Origin of the sequence: Escherichia sp. E14V7, assembly GCF_004212225.1 — a bacterium.
GTDB lineage: Bacteria > Pseudomonadota > Gammaproteobacteria > Enterobacterales > Enterobacteriaceae > Escherichia.
In genome coordinates, this window is sequence record NZ_RHJJ01000013.1 from 334,490 (window position 1) to 352,574 (window position 18,085).

The 18,085-nt window shown below is 53.9% G+C and carries 19 protein-coding genes; 5 read left to right on the forward strand and 14 right to left on the reverse strand.

Translation table 11 applies throughout. From position 1 onward, the window contains the following. Nucleotides 1-10: 10 nt before the first annotated feature. The 5 genes from cysA to ucpA form a co-directional block, all read right to left on the reverse strand. Nucleotides 11-1,108 (reverse strand): sulfate/thiosulfate ABC transporter ATP-binding protein CysA, encoded by a 1,098-nt coding sequence (gene cysA / locus D9741_RS15740; RefSeq protein WP_130216850.1) that lies wholly within the window; start codon nt 1,106-1,108, stop codon nt 11-13. Then, nucleotides 1,098-1,973 (reverse strand): sulfate/thiosulfate ABC transporter permease CysW, encoded by an 876-nt coding sequence (gene cysW, locus D9741_RS15745; RefSeq protein WP_064526347.1) that lies wholly within the window; start codon nt 1,971-1,973, stop codon nt 1,098-1,100. Before cysW ends, cysA begins: the two co-directional genes overlap by 11 nt. Next, the gene (gene cysT / locus D9741_RS15750) at nt 1,973-2,806 is read right to left on the reverse strand and encodes a sulfate/thiosulfate ABC transporter permease CysT (protein WP_000458420.1); all 834 of its coding nucleotides are present in this window, start codon (nt 2,804-2,806) and stop codon (nt 1,973-1,975) included. The genes cysW and cysT overlap by 1 nt, the downstream gene beginning before the upstream one ends. After that, complete coding sequence (cysP, locus tag D9741_RS15755; protein WP_130216848.1) at nt 2,806-3,822, reverse strand: thiosulfate/sulfate ABC transporter substrate-binding protein CysP; 1,017 nt, start codon at nt 3,820-3,822, stop codon at nt 2,806-2,808. Before cysP ends, cysT begins: the two co-directional genes overlap by 1 nt. A 157-nt stretch (nt 3,823-3,979) precedes the next feature. Then, nucleotides 3,980-4,771 (reverse strand): SDR family oxidoreductase UcpA, encoded by a 792-nt coding sequence (gene ucpA, locus D9741_RS15760; protein WP_130216846.1) that lies wholly within the window; start codon nt 4,769-4,771, stop codon nt 3,980-3,982. Nucleotides 4,772-5,000: 229 nt separating this feature from the next. On the opposite strand from ucpA, the gene murQ reads away from it, so the two are divergent. The 3 genes from murQ to pbp4b are packed head-to-tail and all read left to right on the forward strand — an operon-like array spanning nt 5,001 to nt 8,632. Further along, complete coding sequence (gene murQ, locus D9741_RS15765) at nt 5,001-5,897, forward strand: N-acetylmuramic acid 6-phosphate etherase (protein ID WP_130216844.1); 897 nt, start codon at nt 5,001-5,003, stop codon at nt 5,895-5,897. 3 nt (nt 5,898-5,900) lie between these two features. Then, complete coding sequence (murP, locus tag D9741_RS15770; RefSeq protein ID WP_130216842.1) at nt 5,901-7,325, forward strand: PTS N-acetylmuramic acid transporter subunit IIBC; 1,425 nt, start codon at nt 5,901-5,903, stop codon at nt 7,323-7,325. A gap of 2 nt (nt 7,326-7,327) precedes the next feature. Then, complete coding sequence (gene pbp4b, locus D9741_RS15775) at nt 7,328-8,632, forward strand: penicillin binding protein PBP4B (RefSeq protein WP_130216840.1); 1,305 nt, start codon at nt 7,328-7,330, stop codon at nt 8,630-8,632. A 420-nt stretch (nt 8,633-9,052) separates the two neighbouring features. Here pbp4b and yfeX read toward each other — a convergent pair whose 3' ends face one another. The 4 genes from yfeX to D9741_RS15795 form a co-directional block, all read right to left on the reverse strand. Beyond that, on the reverse strand, nt 9,053-9,952 hold the full coding sequence (gene yfeX / locus D9741_RS15780; protein ID WP_130216838.1) for a porphyrinogen peroxidase: 900 nt from the start codon (nt 9,950-9,952) through the stop codon (nt 9,053-9,055). 95 nt (nt 9,953-10,047) lie between these two features. Further along, complete coding sequence (locus tag D9741_RS15785) at nt 10,048-10,620, reverse strand: RpoE-regulated lipoprotein (RefSeq protein WP_130216836.1); 573 nt, start codon at nt 10,618-10,620, stop codon at nt 10,048-10,050. Between the two features lie 60 nt (nt 10,621-10,680). Further along, on the reverse strand, nt 10,681-11,130 hold the full coding sequence (locus D9741_RS15790; RefSeq protein ID WP_130216834.1) for a DUF2919 domain-containing protein: 450 nt from the start codon (nt 11,128-11,130) through the stop codon (nt 10,681-10,683). After that, nucleotides 11,117-11,542: a GNAT family acetyltransferase gene (locus D9741_RS15795; RefSeq protein ID WP_000406000.1), complete on the reverse strand. Its 426-nt coding sequence runs from the start codon at nt 11,540-11,542 to the stop codon at nt 11,117-11,119. Before D9741_RS15795 ends, D9741_RS15790 begins: the two co-directional genes overlap by 14 nt. Nucleotides 11,543-11,755: 213 nt before the next feature. On the opposite strand from D9741_RS15795, the gene amiA reads away from it, so the two are divergent. Both amiA and hemF read left to right on the forward strand, forming a co-directional pair. Continuing rightward, complete coding sequence (amiA, locus tag D9741_RS15800) at nt 11,756-12,625, forward strand: N-acetylmuramoyl-L-alanine amidase AmiA (protein WP_130207396.1); 870 nt, start codon at nt 11,756-11,758, stop codon at nt 12,623-12,625. Between the two features lie 3 nt (nt 12,626-12,628). Beyond that, nucleotides 12,629-13,528 carry an oxygen-dependent coproporphyrinogen oxidase gene (gene hemF, locus D9741_RS15805; protein ID WP_130216832.1) on the forward strand — a complete coding sequence of 300 codons (900 nt, stop codon included), beginning with the start codon at nt 12,629-12,631 and terminating at the stop codon, nt 13,526-13,528. Nucleotides 13,529-13,533: 5 nt separating this feature from the next. Here hemF and eutR read toward each other — a convergent pair whose 3' ends face one another. Genes eutR through eutB form a run of 5 tightly spaced genes read right to left on the reverse strand, consistent with a single transcriptional unit; the run spans nt 13,534 to nt 18,083 of the window. After that, nucleotides 13,534-14,586, reverse strand: a complete 1,053-nt coding sequence (gene eutR / locus D9741_RS15810) for an HTH-type transcriptional regulator EutR (RefSeq protein ID WP_130216830.1) — start codon at nt 14,584-14,586, stop codon at nt 13,534-13,536. Nucleotides 14,587-14,631: 45 nt separating this feature from the next. Next, nucleotides 14,632-15,132: an ethanolamine utilization microcompartment protein EutK gene (gene eutK / locus D9741_RS15815; protein WP_130216828.1), complete on the reverse strand. Its 501-nt coding sequence runs from the start codon at nt 15,130-15,132 to the stop codon at nt 14,632-14,634. Between the two features lie 12 nt (nt 15,133-15,144). After that, nucleotides 15,145-15,804 carry an ethanolamine utilization microcompartment protein EutL gene (eutL, locus tag D9741_RS15820; protein ID WP_001111027.1) on the reverse strand — a complete coding sequence of 220 codons (660 nt, stop codon included), beginning with the start codon at nt 15,802-15,804 and terminating at the stop codon, nt 15,145-15,147. 9 nt (nt 15,805-15,813) lie between these two features. Further along, nucleotides 15,814-16,701 (reverse strand): ethanolamine ammonia-lyase subunit beta, encoded by an 888-nt coding sequence (gene eutC / locus D9741_RS15825; protein WP_130216826.1) that lies wholly within the window; start codon nt 16,699-16,701, stop codon nt 15,814-15,816. 20 nt (nt 16,702-16,721) lie between these two features. Further along, entirely contained in the window at nt 16,722-18,083 is a 1,362-nt protein-coding gene (eutB, locus tag D9741_RS15830; protein WP_000769975.1) for an ethanolamine ammonia-lyase subunit alpha, read from the reverse strand. Between the last annotated feature and the right edge of the window lie 2 nt (nt 18,084-18,085).

The following is an 18,085-nucleotide window of genomic DNA, read 5'->3' on the forward strand; positions in this document are numbered from 1 at the left end:
ACTCAACCTATCAGGCGCTTTGTGCGAGAGCAAGTTCCTCATCGCGGGTTTCAATACGCTCGTCACCGTTATACAGCCGCGCATGTTGCAGCCCGACGAACAAACGATCGCCGCGCACTGGCGCATCATCGCCACGCATTACCACGGTGAGCGGATCTTCATACCACCCCAGCGGCTGCACGACTAATTGGGTGTAGTGGCCTTTCGGGCTGGCTTCCAGCACCTGGACCGGCAGTGGCGATTCAAGGCTGGTGCGGCGGCTGATATCCACTTCCCACGGGCGCAGGAAGAGATCCACCGGCCCCTGATACGCAGGTGTATACCCCAGCGGCCAGCGATGTGCGCCAACGTGGAACTGCCCGCCGCGAATGGTTCCCTGCAGGCGGTTTACTTCGCCCATAAATTCGAGCACAAAACGGGTCGCCGGTTCGCGCCAGACCTGATCCGGTTCATCGGCCTGTTCGATATTGCCCTGGCTCATCACCACCACGCGGTTGGCGACTTCCATCGCTTCTTCCTGGTCGTGGGTAACGAACACGCTGGTGAATTTCAGTTCTTCATGCAGTTGACGCAGCCAGCGACGCAGCTCTTTACGCACCTGCGCATCCAGCGCGCCAAACGGTTCATCGAGCAGCAGAATTTGCGGTTCCACAGCCAGCGCGCGCGCCAGTGCCACACGCTGTTTCTGGCCGCCGGAAAGCTGCGCCGGATAACGATCCGCCAGATGGGCAAGCTGCACCATCTCCAGCAATTTTGTCACTTTCGCTTTGATAGCTGCGGCATTCGGGCGCTCGCGACGCGGCAGCACCGTCAGGCCAAAGGCGATATTGTCGAACACCGTCATATGGCGGAACAGCGCGTAATGCTGAAACACGAAACCGACTTTACGATCGCGCGCGTGCAGGCGGCTGACGTCGGTGCCGTGGAAGCGAATATGCCCACTGGTTTGATGCTCCAGCCCGGCAATAATGCGCAGCAGCGTGGTTTTCCCGGAACCGGACGGCCCCAGCAACGCGACCATCTGACCAGAAGGAATATCCAGTGAGATATCGTTCAGCACCTGGGTGCGACCAAAAGACTTCTTAATATTGGCAATCTCAATGCTCATGATGTTCCTCCTGCTGCGCGCGTTTTTCCTGATTTTCCAGGCGCCACTGCAACATACTCTTTAAAAACAGGGTGATAATCGCCATCAGCGTCAACAGCGCAGCAGCGGTAAAGGAGCCGACGGTGTTGTAGTCCTGCTCCAACAATTCAATCTGTAACGGCAGCGAAAGTGTTTCGCCGCGAATCGAGCCGGAAACCACCGATACCGCGCCAAACTCGCCAATCGCGCGGGCGTTGGTCAGCACCACGCCGTAAAGCAGCGCCCAGCGAATATTCGGTAATGTGACGCGACGGAACATCTGCCAGCCGGACGCGCCAAGCAAAATCGCCGCTTCGTCTTCCTGGCTGCCCTGGCTCAGCATCACCGGTACCAGCTCGCGCACCACAAACGGACACGTCACGAAGATGGTGACCAGCACCATTCCCGGCCAGGAGAACATAATTTGCAGATTATGTTCATCAAGCCAGCCGCCCAGCGGGCCGTTAGAGCCGTAGAACAGCAGATACACCAGGCCTGCGACCACCGGAGAGACGGCAAACGGGATATCCAGCAGCGTCAGCAGCAACTGACGCCCAGGAAAATCAAAACGTGTCACCAGCCAGGCCAGTAGGATGCCGAACACCAGGTTCACCGGCACGGCAATCAGCGCAATCATCACCGTTAGCCAGATGGCGTGCAGCATGTCCGGGTCAGCCAGATTCTGTAAAACCGGCATCAGCCCTTTGCTGAACGCCTGCACGAAGATATAAATCATCGGCACCAGCAGGATGAACGCCGAAACCAGCATCCCGATGCCAATCAGAAACCATTTGCCCCAGTTAATCGGGCGCGCGTCATAACGCTTCAATTGGGTAACTTCCGCCATTAATGACCTACCACACGCCGACCAAAGCGACTTTGAAGAGTGTTAATTGAGAACAACAGCAGGAGGGATGCCGCGAGGATCACCGAAGCAATCGCGCTCGCCGCCGGGTAATCAAACTCCTGTAAGCGAACGAAAATCATCAGCGACGTCACTTCTGTTTTCCAGGCGATGTTCCCGGCGATAAATATCACCGCGCCAAACTCACCGAGGCTGCGGGTAAACGACAGCGCCACACCCGCCACCAGCGCCGGAGATAGTTCCGGCAGCACCACTTTACAGAAACTCTGCCAGCGCGTTGCACCGAGCGTTTCCGCCGCTTCTTCATATTCCGGGCCTAACTCTTCCAGCACCGGCTGTACGGTACGCACCACAAACGGAATGCTGGTAAAGGCCATCGCCACCGCAATCCCAAGCCAGGTGTAGGTGACTTTGATATCAAACTTCGCCAGCCATTCACCGTAAAAACCGTTCACGGAAAAGAGCGAGGCCAGCGTCAAACCGGCGACTGCCGTTGGCAGCGCAAAGGGTAAATCCATCAGCGCATCAAGCAGCGTGCGGCCAGGGAAGCGATAACGGGTTAAGATCCACGCCATCAGCAGGCCGAAAACACCGTTAAAAATCGACGCGACAAACGCCGACAGCAGCGTCACTTTATAGGCCGCGACCACCTGCGGATTGGTGATCACCTCCCAGTACTGCGCCCAGCTCATCTCAGAAAGCTGCATCACCAGCGCGGAGAGCGGCAGTAGCAATATCAGGCACACAAACAGCAGACTGGTGCCGAGGCTCAGGGTAAAGCCCGGCAACACGCGTCGTGAAGAAACTGCAAACATTACTTACGCCCCGCCGCTAACAGCTTGTCTAACTCGCCGCCGCTGGTGAAGTGGGTTTTCATCACTTCCGGCCAGGAGCCAAATTTGTCTTCCACGCGGAACAATTCGGTCTGCGGGAATTTATCTTTCAGTTTGTCCATGACTTCCGGGTTATTCACGCGGTAGTAATAGTCGGTGATGATGGTTTGCGCCTGCGGGCTGTAGAGCCAGTTCAGGTAGGCTTTGGCTGCTTTTTCCGTACCGTTGGCCTGCACATTTTTATCGACCCACGCCACCGGGAATTCCGCCAGAATATTGGTTTTCGGAATCACCACTTCAAAGCCCTGCGCTTCATACTGTTTACGGATGTTGTTCACTTCCGATTCGAAGCTAATCAGCACATCGCCCAGGCCACGCTCGGCAAAAGTGGTGGTTGCGCCACGACCACCGGTATCGAACACTTCAACGTTTTTCAGGAACTGAGTCATAAACTGTTCGGTTTTGGCTTTATCGCCACCGTCGGCTTTATCCGCTGCACCCCACGCGGCTAAATAGGTGTAACGCGCGTTACCGGAGGTTTTCGGGTTCGGGAAAATCAGCTTCACGTCGGAGCGCACCAGATCGTTCCAGTCGTGGATATTCTTCGGGTTACCCTTACGCACCAGGAAGCCCATGGTGGAGTAGAACGGCGAGCTATTATTCGGCAGGCGCGACTGCCAGTCCGCCGGGATCAGCTTGCCTTTGTCATGCAGGATTTGTACGTCAGTCACCTGGTTATAAGTGACAACGTCGGCTTTTAAGCCCTGCAAAATTGCCAGCGCCTGTTTTGATGACCCTGCATGAGATTGTTTTATCGTCAGTTTGTCGCCGCCGTTATCTTTGGCCCATTGCTGTTCAAACGGCGGGTTCAGGGCGGCAAACAGCTCACGGGAGACGTCATAAGAACTGTTCAGCAGTTCTGTTGCCTGTACATGGCCTGCCAGCAGCAGAGAAGCAACCAGCGCGAGATATTTCTTTTTCAGTAAGTTAACGGCCATTGCGCACCCTTATATATTTAATGACTTTCTAATAGCCATCATATTTATAACGGGCATGAAAGGAGTAACGGTTTTATATACCGTTTGGTGATTTGGAAGTTGAAAAGGGAATAAGACGAAATCCTCCCCACACATGCAGGGAGGAAACAGAGGTGAATCAGATGCCGACGCTAACCGTCTCCGGCAGTGTGCTGCCGCCATCGATCACATTCTGTGTACCGGTTAAATAGCTGGATTCATCGGATGCGAGGAAGGCCGCGAGTTCGCCGACTTCCAGCGGATCGGCGAGGCGACGCATCGGGATTGCTTTCGCCATTTCAGTCAGCACCGATTCCGGATCTTCCGGGTTCGACTGGCGGGCAATGCTTACCGCCATTGGCGTGCGCACGTAGCCCGGACAAATCGCATTTACGCGAATACCAGACTGCGCGTACTCCACCGCCAGCGATTTAGTCAGGCCAACAATCGCCGCTTTCGTTAAGGCATACGCCGTTTCGCCCGGATCGGCCACCATATCGCCAGTGACTGAAGACATCATCACAATGCGGCCATCTTTGCGGGCAATCATCTCCGGCAGCACCGCCTTTGTGACGTTCCATACGCCTTTAATATTGATATCAATATGGAAATCGCGATCGTCATCGCTCATATCGAGGAAACTGCCCAGGCGACAAACGCCTGCGTTATTCACCAGGATATCAATGCGCCCTTCTTTTTCCTTCGCGCGCTTGATAGCAGCGGCTACCGACGCCGGGTCACGCACATCGGCGACAACCGCCGTACAGCGATGACCACGACCACACAGTTCGTCCGCCAGCTTTTCGATCTCAGGGGAGATATCCAGCAAGATTAGGTTCGCGCCATGACGTGCAAAAGTTCTGGCAATTCCTTCGCCAATTCCCTGCAATGCGCCTGTAATCAGTGCTGTCTTGCCCGTGAGTTTACCCATTTCAAGTTTCTCCTTTTGAATACAGAGCATTACGCTCTATTGTCCTTACCATACCTGAATGACAGATCAATGCTGAGTAGTGGTTCTAAATTCAGGAAAATCTTAAGTAAAATCTTCCATAACCACAACGCTGTCATTGTACACATTCACTGCTGTACATAATCAGGCAGGGAGATATGATTCACTCCAGATGAAATTATTCGAAGGCAAATATTTAAGGTGATTGTATATGCAACTTGAAAAGATGATTACCGAAGGCTCGAACGCCGCCTCGGCTGAAATTGACCGCGTTTCGACGCTGGAAATGTGCCGGATTATCAACGATGAAGATAAAACCGTACCACTCGCCGTTGAGCGCGTATTGCCGGATATTGCAGCGGCGATCGATGTTATTCACACCCAGGTGAGCGGCGGCGGCCGTCTGATTTACATCGGTGCGGGGACCTCTGGTCGTCTGGGTATTCTTGATGCCAGTGAATGTCCGCCAACCTACGGCGTGAAACCGGGCCTGGTGGTTGGTTTGATTGCTGGCGGCGAATATGCCATTCAGCACGCGGTGGAAGGCGCGGAAGATAGCCGGGAAGGCGGCGTTAACGATCTGAAAAATATTAATTTAACGGCACAGGATGTGGTGGTCGGTATTGCCGCCAGCGGTCGTACGCCGTATGTGATTGCCGGACTGGAATACGCCCGCCAGCTCGGTTGCCGCACAGTGGGAATTTCCTGTAATCCGGGGAGCGCCGTTTCAACTACCGCAGAGTTTGCTATTACGCCGATTGTTGGGGCTGAAGTGGTTACCGGTTCTTCGCGAATGAAAGCAGGCACGGCGCAGAAACTGGTGCTCAACATGCTCTCCACCGGGCTGATGATTAAGTCAGGCAAAGTGTTCGGTAACCTGATGGTTGATGTGGTCGCTACCAATGAAAAACTGCATGTGCGCCAGGTCAATATCGTCAAAAACGCCACCGGATGTAGCGCTGAGCAAGCGGAAGCGGCATTGGTTGCCTGCGACCGCCACTGTAAAACGGCTATTGTGATGGTGCTGAAAAATCTCGATGCCGCAGAAGCTAAAAAACGCCTGGATCAACACGGCGGCTTTATTCGCAAAGCTCTGGAAAAGGAATAACCCATGGCTAAAGAGATCAGCAGTGAGCTTCTGAACACCATTCTTACCCGGGTCGGTGGCCCGGGAAACATCGCCAACTGTGGTAACTGTATGACGCGTCTGCGTCTGGGTGTACATGACAGTTCACTGGTTGATCCCGATATCAAAACCCTGGAAGGCGTAAAGGGCGTCATTTTGACCAGCGATCAGGTGCAGGTGGTTTTTGGGCCAGGCAAAGCGCATCGTGCCGCAAAAGCCATGAGCGAGTTGCTGGGCGAAGCACCGATACAGGATGCCGCAGAAATCGCCGCCCAGAATAAACGCCAGTTAAAAGCCAGACAAACTTCCGGCGTGCAACAATTTCTCGCCAAATTCGCCACCATCTTTACGCCGCTGATCCCCGGTTTTATTGCTGCGGGTCTGTTGCTGGGGATAGCGACGCTAATCGCCACGGTGATGCACGTTCCGGCAGATGCTCAGGGAACGCTGCCCGACGCGCTGAATTTTATGAAGGTGTTCAGCAAAGGCTTGTTCACCTTCCTGGTAATTCTGGTGGGCTATAACGCGGCCCAGGCGTTCGGCGGCACAGGCGTAAATGGCGCAATTATCGCCGCGCTCTTTTTGCTCGGTTATAACCCTGCTGCCACCACTGGTTACTACGCCGGATTTCACGATTTCTTCGGTCTGCCCATCGATCCGCGCGGCAATATTATCGGCGTGTTGATTGCCGCCTGGGCCTGCGCCCGCATTGAAGGCATGGTGCGCCGCTTTATGCCGGACGATCTCGACATGCTGCTGACCTCGTTAATCACTCTGTTGATCACCGCTACGCTTGCGTACCTGATCATTATGCCGCTGGGCGGCTGGCTGTTTGAAGGCATGTCGTGGTTGTTTATGCACCTGAACAGTAATCCGCTCGGTTGTGCGGTTTTAGCCGGGCTGTTCCTGATCGCCGTGGTGTTTGGCGTGCATCAGGGCTTTATTCCTGTTTACCTCGCGTTAATGGATAGTCAGGGATTCAACAGCTTATTTCCCATCCTTTCGATGGCAGGCGCGGGCCAGGTGGGCGCGGCGCTTGCACTCTACTGGCGGGCGCAACCGCACAGCGCATTACGCAGTCAGGTACGCGGGGCGATTATTCCCGGTCTGCTGGGTGTTGGCGAACCGCTGATTTACGGCGTCACCCTGCCCCGCATGAAACCGTTTGTTACCGCCTGTTTAGGCGGCGCGGCGGGCGGTTTGTTTATCGGGCTGATAGCCTGGTGGGGTCTGCCAATGGGCTTAAACAGCGCCTTCGGACCGTCTGGCCTGGTGGCGCTGCCGCTGATGACTTCCGCTCAAGGTATCCTTCCGGCAATGGCGGTATATGCAGGTGGGATTCTGGTGGCATGGGTTAGTGGGTTTATTTTCACCACGTTCTTTGGCTGCCGTAACGTCAATCTGGACTGATTATGAAACGGACAATGCTCTATCTTTCTCTGCTGGCTGTCAGCTGTAGCGTCAACGCCGCAAAATACCCTGTTCTGACAGAAAGTTCGCCAGAGAAAGCAGGGTTCAATATCGAACGGCTTAACCAGATGGATCGCTGGATTAACCAGCAAGTTGATGCCGGTTATCCCGGCGTAAACCTACTGATTATTAAAGATAATCAGATTGTGTATCGCAAAGCCTGGGGGATGGCGAAAAAGTACGATGGCAGCGTGTTGATGGCGCAGCCTGTAAAAGCCACCACCGAGACGCTGTATGACCTGGCCTCAAACACCAAGATGTACGCCACAAACTTCGCTCTGCAAAAGCTGATGAGCGAAGGCAAACTGCATCCCGACGATCTGATTGCGAAATATATTCCAGGGTTTGCCGACAGTCCAAATGACACCATCAAAGGCAAAAACACGCTGCGGATTTCTGATCTGCTGCATCACAGCGGCGGTTTCCCGGCGGACCCACAATACCCGAATAAAACGGTCGCGGGCGCGTTATATTCGCAGGATAAAGGCCAGACGCTGGAGATGATCAAGCGCACGCCGCTGGAGTATCAGCCCGGCAGCAAACATATCTACAGCGATGTCGATTATATGTTGCTTGGATTTATCGTCGAGTCAGTTACTGGCCAGCCGCTTGACCGCTATGTTGAAGAGTCGATTTATCGGCCACTCGGCCTGACGCATACGGTATTTAACCCGCTGCTGAAAGGCTTTAAACCGCAGCAAATTGCCGCGACGGAACTGAACGGCAATACCCGCGATGGCGTGATCCACTTTCCGAATATCCGCACCTCCACTCTCTGGGGTCAGGTGCACGATGAAAAAGCGTTCTATTCGATGGGCGGCGTTTCCGGACACGCAGGCTTGTTTTCCAATACCGGCGATATTGCGGTGTTAATGCAAACGATGCTGAACGGCGGTGGCTATGGCGATGTGAAGCTGTTCAGTGCGGAAACGGTGAAGATGTTCACCACCAGCTCAAAGGAAGACGCCACTTTTGGCCTTGGCTGGCGAGTCAATGGTAATGCCACCATGACGCCGACGTTTGGCACGCTGGCAAGCCCGCAAACCTACGGTCACACTGGCTGGACCGGGACGGTGACCGTTATCGATCCGGTGAATCACATGGCGATTGTGATGTTAAGCAACAAGCCCCATTCGCCAGTTGCCGATCCACAAAAAAATCCCAATATGTTCGAAAGCGGTCAGTTACCGATTGCAACTTATGGTTGGGTAGTTGATCAGGTGTATGCGGCGTTAAAGCAGAAGTAATAAAAAGGCCAGTCAGTTTTGTTACTGGCTGGCCTGAGACTGCTGACAAACGCAATACTGCCTGATGCGCTACGCTTATCAGGCCTACGCGGCCCCTGCAATGTATTGAATTCGCACGATTTCGTAGGCCGGATAAGGCGTTCACGCCGCATCCGGCGTGTACAACGCGCACTTGGTCAACAATCTGAGGCCGTTCAGTTGTGTTACTGGCTGACCTGCGACTGCTGACAAACGCAAAACTGCCTGATGCGCTACGCTTATCAGGCCTACGCGGCCCCTGGAATGTATTGAATTCGCACGATTTGTAGGCCGGATAAGGCGTTCACGCCGCATCCGGCGTGTACAACGCGCACTTTATCAACAATCTGAGGCCAGTCAGTAATGCTATTGGCTGGCCTTTAATCATTCAATCAGAAACGCTTACAGCGCCATCAGCTTGTCCAGCGACGGCGCGAAGTAATAGCCGCCGGTTACCGGTTTGGTGAAACGCAACATCGCATCACGCTTACCATCGGTATCGCCAAACATGCTCAGCAATTGCTGCTCAATGTTATGCAGACGCGCACAGTAGGCGCAGAAGTACAGACCGTGAGTGCCACTGGCGGTGCCGTACGGCAGGCTCTGGCGAACAATCTTCAGTCCTTTGCCATCTTCTTTCAGATCAACACGGGTCAGGTGAGAGGTTTCCGGACGTTCGTCGCCATCAATCTCTTCGTTGGCTTCTTTGGTACGGCCGATCATCATTTCCTGATCGTGAACGCTCATACGGTTGAGTTGCTTCAGGTTGTGCTCCCAACGCTGCACAAACACATAGCTGCCGCCTGCATCCACGCCGTCTTTGATAACCGCCACTTCGCGACGCGTCTCTTCACCCGCCGGGTTTTCTGTGCCGTCAACAAAGCCGCTCAGGTCACGCTCTTCAACCCAACGGAAGCCGTGGATCTCTTCTTTCACTTCAATGCAGTCACCAAAGGCTTCCATCGCCGCCTGGGCGACAGAAAAGTTTACTTCATGACGCAGAGAAAGAATGTGGATTAACACATCGAACTGAGTGGTCGGCGCAAGACCTTTGCCGTAGCCCGGAAAATCTTTCAGCTCTTCGGCACCAACGCCGCCGCTCAGAGCACGCCAGGTGTTGTTACCAAAGGCAACGACTGCACCAAGATGTGCGTCCGGGAATTTCGCTTCAAAAGTTGCCAGTTTGTCGGCAAATGTTTTACTGGCCGCACGCAGGGCATCAACTTCCCCTTTTACGTTGGCTTCGATCCAAATCGCCGCGCGGCAATGTTCTGGCAAAATGCCACTCTGAACCTGAGACATTGTTCCTCCTGAAAATAATAATGCCACGCAATCCGTGGCATTGTTGGGCGCTATTTTACGTGTTTTTTGTGATTAGCGGTTTGTTCAGACGCAAATTAACGTCGCCAGATAATTTTACTGACTTTCCAGTTTTTCAAGGTATCGTCCGAAGGCATTAACCCTTCAGGACCACTCCATTCACCGCTGAACTGGTAGCTAATATGTTGACTGCCTTCAGCTTTACATTCGACAGCACGATCATCACCATCGGCTTTTTGGCAATTGCCAAATGCTTTGCTGTAAAGGTCGCTAAACGGTGTACCGATTTTAACACCGGTGTCCGCAGGAATATCGCTATCTGAAACGTCAATGCGGCTGATTGTGCCTTGATCACCATTGATGACCATCGCCACGCTGTCGCCTTTCATCACTTCAAAAAAGCGCACTACATTACCGTTAGCGGTTTTCATTCCGCTGCGCAGGCGATAATCACCATCAAGCGCATCGGCAATAGCTTGTTCTTGTAATGGTGTGGACGCCGTTAATTCACCCACGCCCTGCTCGCTCACTTTGGTAGATGAACCAAACCAGTTCCACGGATTCGCGGCAGACCAGTTAACTGACGACATCGTGGAACAGCCGGTCAGCATCAACGGCATAGCGCATAACATTAAACGCAGCGATTTCATCTCACTTCCTTTGGTTATTCAATAACGTTGCTTGGAGTGCGAATTTGCAAAAAAGTGCCGTTATTCTTTCTCAACCACAAAACAAGCGCATAAACGTCGATTGGTCAGCAGCCAGATTAACGCCACAATATCCGCCACTACCAGCGCCAGACTGATTCCGCTAACCGATTCGCCGTTCAGCCACAGCCACGGTTGCCAGCAAAGTAAAACCACTTGCGCCAACAGCAACAGAAAATAGAGCCCATGCCAGATACGGGGAAACGTAACCCGCCGACCACTCAGCAAAAACGCCAGCACTGCTGGAATGCCGGGAATTAACCCCAGCCAGAAATTATCGTGATCGGGATAAAACAGATTCAGCAGCGCAGTACCCTGCTCACGCGACGCACCGGCAATCACAAACAGCACCCAGGTTCGCGCCTGAAGCAGTAGCACAAGCCAGAAGAGAAAAGGTAAACGCAGGCGTCCGTGCGCATCATAATGGACAGGATGAAACTCAGTACTCTTCATCTTCAATCAAACGCTTACCCAGACTCAGCACATCAGCGTGTTCATATCCCAGGCGTTCGTACATTCCGAGCACCATGTCATTGTCTTCCGGCACGTTGATCTGAATTTTCGGGCAACCGCGGGCAATGAGCTTTTTCTCCAGTCGATTAAGCAACGCGTTAGCAATTCCGCGCCCGCGAAACTCCGGATGCACGCCAAGATAATAAGCAGACCCACGATGCCCGTCATAACCGCCCATCACCGTTCCCACCACTTCACCATTCACTTCCGCGACCAGGAACAAACTGACGTCATGGTTCATCTTGCGTTCGATGTCCATTTCCGGATCGTTCCATGGACGCAGCAAGTCGCAACGCTCCCAAAGGGTGATGACCTCTTCGAAATCTTCCTGGCGAAATACGCGTATCTCCATGGTATGAGTTACCTTTTTGGGGGTTAAAAGGGTGATTATGGCGTGAACGACCGAATTAGCCAATATCTGACGAAAATCGGTTGAAAAAGTGGCATAATGACGCGTTGTCATTTATTGAAATGAAAAGTAAAACAATTCTCACCAGCAAACCGTCGTAACGGATTACGCGATACGATATAACATCTGGAACTTCATTATTACAACTCAGGCCGTATGAGCACTTTTAAACCACTAAAAACACTCACTTCGCGCCGCCAGGTGCTGAAAGCCGGATTGGCTGCCCTGACGTTGTCAGGAATGTCACAAGCCATCGCCAAAGAAGAACCTTTAAAAACCAGCAACGGACACACTAAGCCGAAAGCCAAAAAAGCCGGGGGCAAGCGGATAGTCGTTCTCGATCCAGGCCACGGCGGGATTGATACCGGGGCAATTGGCCGCAACGGGTCAAAAGAAAAACACGTGGTGCTGGCGATTGCCAAAAACGTCCGTTCAATTTTGCGCAATCATGGCATTGATGCGCGGCTGACGCGTTCTGGCGATACCTTTATTCCACTGTACGATCGCGTTGAAATCGCCCATAAACATGGCGCTGACCTGTTTATGTCAATTCACGCCGACGGCTTTACCAACCCGAAAGCTGCCGGTGCATCGGTCTTTGCCCTCTCTAACCGTGGCGCAAGTAGCGCGATGGCAAAATATTTGTCGGAACGCGAAAACCGTGCTGATGAAGTTGCCGGGAAAAAGGCGACCGACAGGGATCACCTATTGCAACAAGTGCTGTTTGATCTGGTGCAAACAGATACCATTAAAAATAGTCTGACGCTCGGCTCGCATATTCTGAAGAAGATTAAGCCGGTGCATAAACTGCACAGCCGCAACACCGAACAAGCGGCATTTGTGGTGTTGAAATCACCGTCGGTTCCTTCGGTGCTGGTGGAAACTTCGTTTATCACCAACCCGGAAGAAGAACGGCTATTAGGCACGGCGGCGTTTCGTCAGAAAATCGCCACAGCGATTGCTGAAGGCGTGATCAGTTATTTCCACTGGTTTGATAACCAGAAAGCACACTCGAAAAAGCGGTAAGTTATGAAACCCGACGCACACCAGGTTAGACAGTTCCTCCTCGACCTTCAGGATACAATTTGTCAGCAACTGAGCGCCGTCGATGGCGCTGAGTTTGTCGAAGATAGCTGGCAACGTGAAGCTGGTGGCGGCGGACGTAGTCGGGTGTTGCGTAATGGTGGTGTTTTCGAACAGGCGGGCGTCAACTTTTCTCACGTCCACGGCAACGCGATGCCCGCTTCCGCGACAGCTCATCGCCCGGAACTTGCCGGGCGCAGTTTCGAGGCGATGGGCGTATCGCTGGTAGTGCATCCGCATAATCCGTACATTCCCACCAGCCACGCGAATGTGCGGTTTTTTATTGCCGAAAAACCGGGTGCCGATCCCGTCTGGTGGTTTGGCGGCGGCTTCGACTTAACTCCATTCTATGGTTTTGAAGAAGACGCCATTCACTGGCATCGCACCGCCCGTGACCTGTGCCTGCCATTTGGTGAAGACGTTTATCCCCGTTACAAAAAGTGGTGCGACGAATACTTCTACCTCAAACATCGCAACGAACAGCGCGGTATTGGCGGGCTGTTCTTTGATGACCTGAACACGCCAGATTTCGACCACTGTTTTGCCTTTATGCAGGCGGTAGGCAAAGGCTACACCGACGCTTACTTACCGATTGTTGAACGGCGTAAAGCAATGGAATACGGCGAACGCGAGCGCAATTTCCAGTTGTACCGCCGCGGGCGCTATGTCGAGTTCAACCTGGTATGGGATCGCGGGACGCTGTTTGGTTTACAAACCGGCGGGCGCACCGAATCTATTCTGATGTCGATGCCGCCACTGGTACGCTGGGAGTATGATTATCAGCCAGAAGCAGGCAGTCCGGAAGCGGCGTTGAGTGAGTTTATTAAGGTCAGGGATTGGGTGTAACTCCCTCATCCCAACTCCTGCATCCGCTGATGCAGCGTCAGTGATGGCTTCTCGGCAAACAGCTGCTGGTAATCCGTGGCAAATTGCCCCAGATGCCAGAACCCCCACTGCATGGCGGCGTCTTTTACCGTCATACTTTGCGACCACGGGCTTATCAGTTCGCGGCGTACGGCATTCAGGCGAATGCGTTTCAGCCACGCGTTCGGGCCAATGCCTAAAATAGCGTGAAACGCGTTTTGTAGCGTGCGGCGGCTGACATGCAGTTGATTACATAAGTCCAGAACCGTCACCGGCTCAGACATATTTTCCAGCACATATTCACGGGCGCGGGAAAGCAAACGTCGGTAACTCTGATGACTAATACTTTCCGCTGTCACCATTGGTTGCGCTTCTTCCAGCATCGCCCCCATCGCCATCAGCAAATTATCCCCCAGCACTTTACGCACCGCAGGCTGATGAAGATTTTCCGGGTTCTCGCAAAATGTCGCCAACGCCTGTTGGACAAAGCCCCACAGCGCGGCTTTATGCTGCTCTTTCACTTCCAGCGCCGACTGGTTACGTAACATATGCAGCACCCTTTCCGGGTTATGCAAAAAGTTAGCCTGCCGGGTAATGACATCTTCAGAAAGCACTACGCCAAGGATCGTATAATCATCCGGTGTACTCAGTTCAAACTCGGTGCCGCCAGGGCGCGTGGCAATTTCCGCGCTTCCCAGGCATTGTGAGCCGATAAATCCCTGTTCGCCGCGTGTCGCCGGAATACCAAACCAGAAAGAGTTCGGCCAGACCAGGCACGACTGACGCAGTGCCAGACCGGTGTATTCACGGAAAACCTGAATATCATCAAGCAGAATTTCCGTAAACTCACCATGAAACTTGCCCGGATGCAGCTGATCGTAAATCTGCTGCCAGGCGGTAATCGTCAAAGCATGTTCATAGACATCCGTTGTCTGTCGTTGATGAACATTATCCACTTCGACCTTCGGCGTAAGCTTCAGGTTTTCGGATAAGGGGTCATGATAAAGATGGTGCAAATTAGCTGTACGGGGCTTTTTCATGATGTTAATGCCGGGTGTTATATGACACCCGGCACCTCCGACAGATTAATGGGGCTTGAGACGATAACGACTACTGCGTTTACGTAACGTCCCGGCAGAAAAGAGCTGTTCGAGCGCATTTCTGGCTTTTTCCAACGGCCAGCCAAAGTGGGCAGCCACTTCTCCTGCCGTCATTCCCTGACGTACTGATGTTAACAGCGCCAACAACTCGTCAGCAGATTCCGCAACGATAGCTGGCACGCAGGGTTCCTTTACAGCTTGCTCTGGCTGGCGGTTAAAGCCAGTAACCAGCCACTGGGTGTCATCGTCTGGCCGACCGATCTCCTTGCGGCTGATGACGCGCCCGGTACGCATCGCAGCAGCACAACCTGCATCCAGCGCCGCACGACACGCCGCCAGATCGCCTTCCACCACCAGCGTCAACCTACCAGGGTCAAGTGCTTCATGACTGAGCAGGCGCACGTTGGCCGCTTTCAGCATCGCATCCGCCGCATCAATTGCGGCGACCATGCCGTCCACTTCCAGCAATCCCAGTGCATTGATCATCGGCAACCTCCGTTACGCACGCTGGATTGGATTCCGCGCGATTTCCAGCACTGCATCGGTAAAGGCATTACAGGCCGCTTTACACGCCGCCTGGCTTCCCGTTAAGAATGCGGCGGAATAGTTGGTTTCTGACGGCGGCGGGACATAAGTCACCAGCTGTACGTCGGCAGATTTTAATGCTGCATCAATGCCATAAGTCGCTTCCAGCGGTGGCGCCACCAGATACGCCATCGGATCGCCAAGCGTAATACCCGCAGTGGAAGAGAGATAAGAACCAGTACGCGAAACCACATGTGCAAGGAATGCCGTATCCTGGGCATCGTTGGCCCACTGGAAGGCCGCACCGTTTTCAATATGCGCAACCATTGCATCCAGACCAGCACGCACTTCCGCCGGGTTTGGCCCGCCCAGCATAATCAGCACTTCACCGGCAGTCGGTGACGGGCCGTGTGCGGCTCCTGCATACAGCGAGCGGCCATACACCACTTCCACCATCGCTTGTTTGGTCGCTTCATCAGCGGCAATGTAGGTGACGTCATCGGAGTCGGCGGAAATCAGCCCAAGGCTACGAATATGCGGCGGCAATTTCAGCTCACGCGCAAAATCGGCGTTAACGGAGGCAATCACCCGCATGGCGGTAACCGACGGTCGAATCAAATCTAAAGCTGGCATGATGCCTCCTTATCGGGTCATGTTGATGCCGGATGCTTTCTGCTCCAGCATACGTTTCGCCAAATCCACAATAACTGCTGCGGCTTCAACTGGCGGCGTGCCGCCCTGGTGAATGTTAGAGATACAGGTGCGATCGGCCTCAACGGTGGTCGCCATACGCGGTGAGTAGACGGCGTAGCAGGAAAGACTTTCTGACTGCCCTAACCCTGGGCGTTCACCCACCAGCAGGATCACCACTTTCGCGCCGAGGATCTCACCGATCTGATCTTCAATTTTCACGCGACCGTAACGCACAAAGAACGGCGTGCCGACTTTCAGCCCGGCCTGTTTCAGGCCCGCCATCAGCGGTGGCAGGATCTCTTCATAGTTCACGGTGATCGCGTCAGTAGACAGGCCATCAGAAATAACGACCTGTACGTCCGGACTGGCGACACACTGTGATTTCAGCGCTTCAACAGCTTCTGCACACAGGCGGCGGCCCATATCCGGGCGAGTCAGGTAGAGATTTTTGTCGCTAATTTCAGAGCGCACTTCCAGCAAGCCCTGCGCTTTCACCCACTCTTCCGGCACTTCTTTCAGTACGGTGTCTTTCGAACGAGAGTGATCGGCCAGGAAACGCAGCAACGCCTGGGTGCGCGGACGCGGACCGGCACGACCGGTACAAACGCGGGCCACGGTGCTGCGACGCAGTTCTGTTAATACGTCTGCGCGATGCGGGTTTTCAACACCAATCCACGCTTTTGCTTCCGCAGAACCTAAATCCAGCGCGCAGCTTTCCGAGGTCACCGGTGCCGCACAGGTGGTGGTGGCGCACTTTGCTTCTGACGGCGCGGGGGCCGCTTGTCCCATTGACGTCATCACGCTGCGTACAATTTCTTCAATCTGTTTTTGATCCATGATGTGTTATCTCCGCGTCATCAGAAGAACAGTGACGGATCGCCCGCCCGTTTGGTCAGGCGACCGTTTGCCATAATGCCCATGCTTTCCAGCCAGCGTTCAAACTCCGGTGACGGGCGCAGGTTGAGTAACTGACGCACAGTGGCAGTGTCGTGGAATGCGGTGGTCTGATAGTTGAGCATGATGTCATCGCCCAGCGGCATCCCCATGATGTAGTTGCAGCCTGCGGTGGCGAGCAGGATCATCAGGTTTTCGTTGAGGTTCTGGTCAGCGTCAGCGTGGTTGGTGTAGCAGCAGTCACAGCCCATAGAGATGCCGCTCAGCTTGCCCATAAAGTGATCTTCTAAGCCCGCACGGATAATCTGGCGGTCGTTGTAGAGATACTCCGGCCCAATAAAACCGACCACGGTGTTGACGATAAACGGATCGTAATGACGCGCCAGCCCATAGTTACGCGCTTCCATCGTCACCTGGTCCGCGCCGAAGTTAGCGCCAGCGGACAGCGCAGAACCTTGCCCGGTTTCGAAGTAGAGGCAGTTTTCCCCGGCGATACGGTTGAACTCCGCGCCCACTGCGCGCGCTTCGTCGAGCATCGCCAGCTCCACGCCAAACTCTTTCAGCCCTTTTTCGCTGCCGCAGATACTCTGGAAAATCAGCCCGCCCGGCGCGCCGCGACGAATTGCTTCAATCTGGGTGGTGACGTGCGCCAGCACGCAGCCCTGGGTCGGAATGTTGTATTTGTCGATCACGCCATAGATGGTGTCCAACACGCGGCTTAAATTTTCCACGTCGTCAGTTACCGGGTTGACGCCAATCACCGCATCGCCCACCCCGAAGGAAAGCCCTTCGTAGATTTGCGCGGCGATACTTTGCACGTCGTCACGGGTATCGTTCGGCTGCAAACGGGCGCTAAAGGTGCCAGGAATACCGATGGTGGTATTGGCCTTTTTGATAACCGGCATTTTCTTCGCGCCGTAGATCAGGTCCGCGTTAGAGCAAATCTTCGCTACCGCCGCCACCACTTCCGAGGTCAGCCCTTTGCGGGTAAAAGCAATGTCATCAACGCTGGTTTCGTCGCTCAGCACATACTCACGCAGTTCGCTGATGCTCCAGTTTTTAATCTGGTTGTAGGCCGTTTCGTTGACGTCGTCCTGAATCAGCCGCGTGACGCAGTCATCTTCATAGGCAATCACCGGATTATTGCGGATGTCCGCTACGGTCATTTCCGACAACACCTGCTTTGCCGCCACGCGCTCCTGTGAGCTTGCCGCTGCAACGCCCGCCAGCACATCCCCCGAACGCAGTTCGTTGGCTTTAGCCAGCACCTCTTTTACATCCTTAAACTGATATACATTGCCGAACAATGTGGTCTTTAGTTTCATAA

Coding starts and splice junctions, on each gene's coding strand:
- cysA (WP_130216850.1), bottom strand. CDS start 1,108: ATGAGCATTGAGATTGCCAATATTAAGAAGTCTTTTGGTCGCACCCAG.
- cysW (WP_064526347.1), bottom strand. CDS start 1,973: ATGGCGGAAGTTACCCAATTGAAGCGTTATGACGCGCGCCCGATTAAC.
- cysT (WP_000458420.1), bottom strand. CDS start 2,806: ATGTTTGCAGTTTCTTCACGACGCGTGTTGCCGGGCTTTACCCTGAGC.
- cysP (WP_130216848.1), bottom strand. CDS start 3,822: ATGGCCGTTAACTTACTGAAAAAGAAATATCTCGCGCTGGTTGCTTCT.
- ucpA (WP_130216846.1), bottom strand. CDS start 4,771: ATGGGTAAACTCACGGGCAAGACAGCACTGATTACAGGCGCATTGCAG.
- murQ (WP_130216844.1), top strand. CDS start 5,001: ATGCAACTTGAAAAGATGATTACCGAAGGCTCGAACGCCGCCTCGGCT.
- murP (WP_130216842.1), top strand. CDS start 5,901: ATGGCTAAAGAGATCAGCAGTGAGCTTCTGAACACCATTCTTACCCGG.
- pbp4b (WP_130216840.1), top strand. CDS start 7,328: ATGAAACGGACAATGCTCTATCTTTCTCTGCTGGCTGTCAGCTGTAGC.
- yfeX (WP_130216838.1), bottom strand. CDS start 9,952: ATGTCTCAGGTTCAGAGTGGCATTTTGCCAGAACATTGCCGCGCGGCG.
- D9741_RS15785 (WP_130216836.1), bottom strand. CDS start 10,620: ATGAAATCGCTGCGTTTAATGTTATGCGCTATGCCGTTGATGCTGACC.
- D9741_RS15790 (WP_130216834.1), bottom strand. CDS start 11,130: ATGAAGAGTACTGAGTTTCATCCTGTCCATTATGATGCGCACGGACGC.
- D9741_RS15795 (WP_000406000.1), bottom strand. CDS start 11,542: ATGGAGATACGCGTATTTCGCCAGGAAGATTTCGAAGAGGTCATCACC.
- amiA (WP_130207396.1), top strand. CDS start 11,756: ATGAGCACTTTTAAACCACTAAAAACACTCACTTCGCGCCGCCAGGTG.
- hemF (WP_130216832.1), top strand. CDS start 12,629: ATGAAACCCGACGCACACCAGGTTAGACAGTTCCTCCTCGACCTTCAG.
- eutR (WP_130216830.1), bottom strand. CDS start 14,586: ATGAAAAAGCCCCGTACAGCTAATTTGCACCATCTTTATCATGACCCC.
- eutK (WP_130216828.1), bottom strand. CDS start 15,132: ATGATCAATGCACTGGGATTGCTGGAAGTGGACGGCATGGTCGCCGCA.
- eutL (WP_001111027.1), bottom strand. CDS start 15,804: ATGCCAGCTTTAGATTTGATTCGACCGTCGGTTACCGCCATGCGGGTG.
- eutC (WP_130216826.1), bottom strand. CDS start 16,701: ATGGATCAAAAACAGATTGAAGAAATTGTACGCAGCGTGATGACGTCA.
- eutB (WP_000769975.1), bottom strand. CDS start 18,083: ATGAAACTAAAGACCACATTGTTCGGCAATGTATATCAGTTTAAGGAT.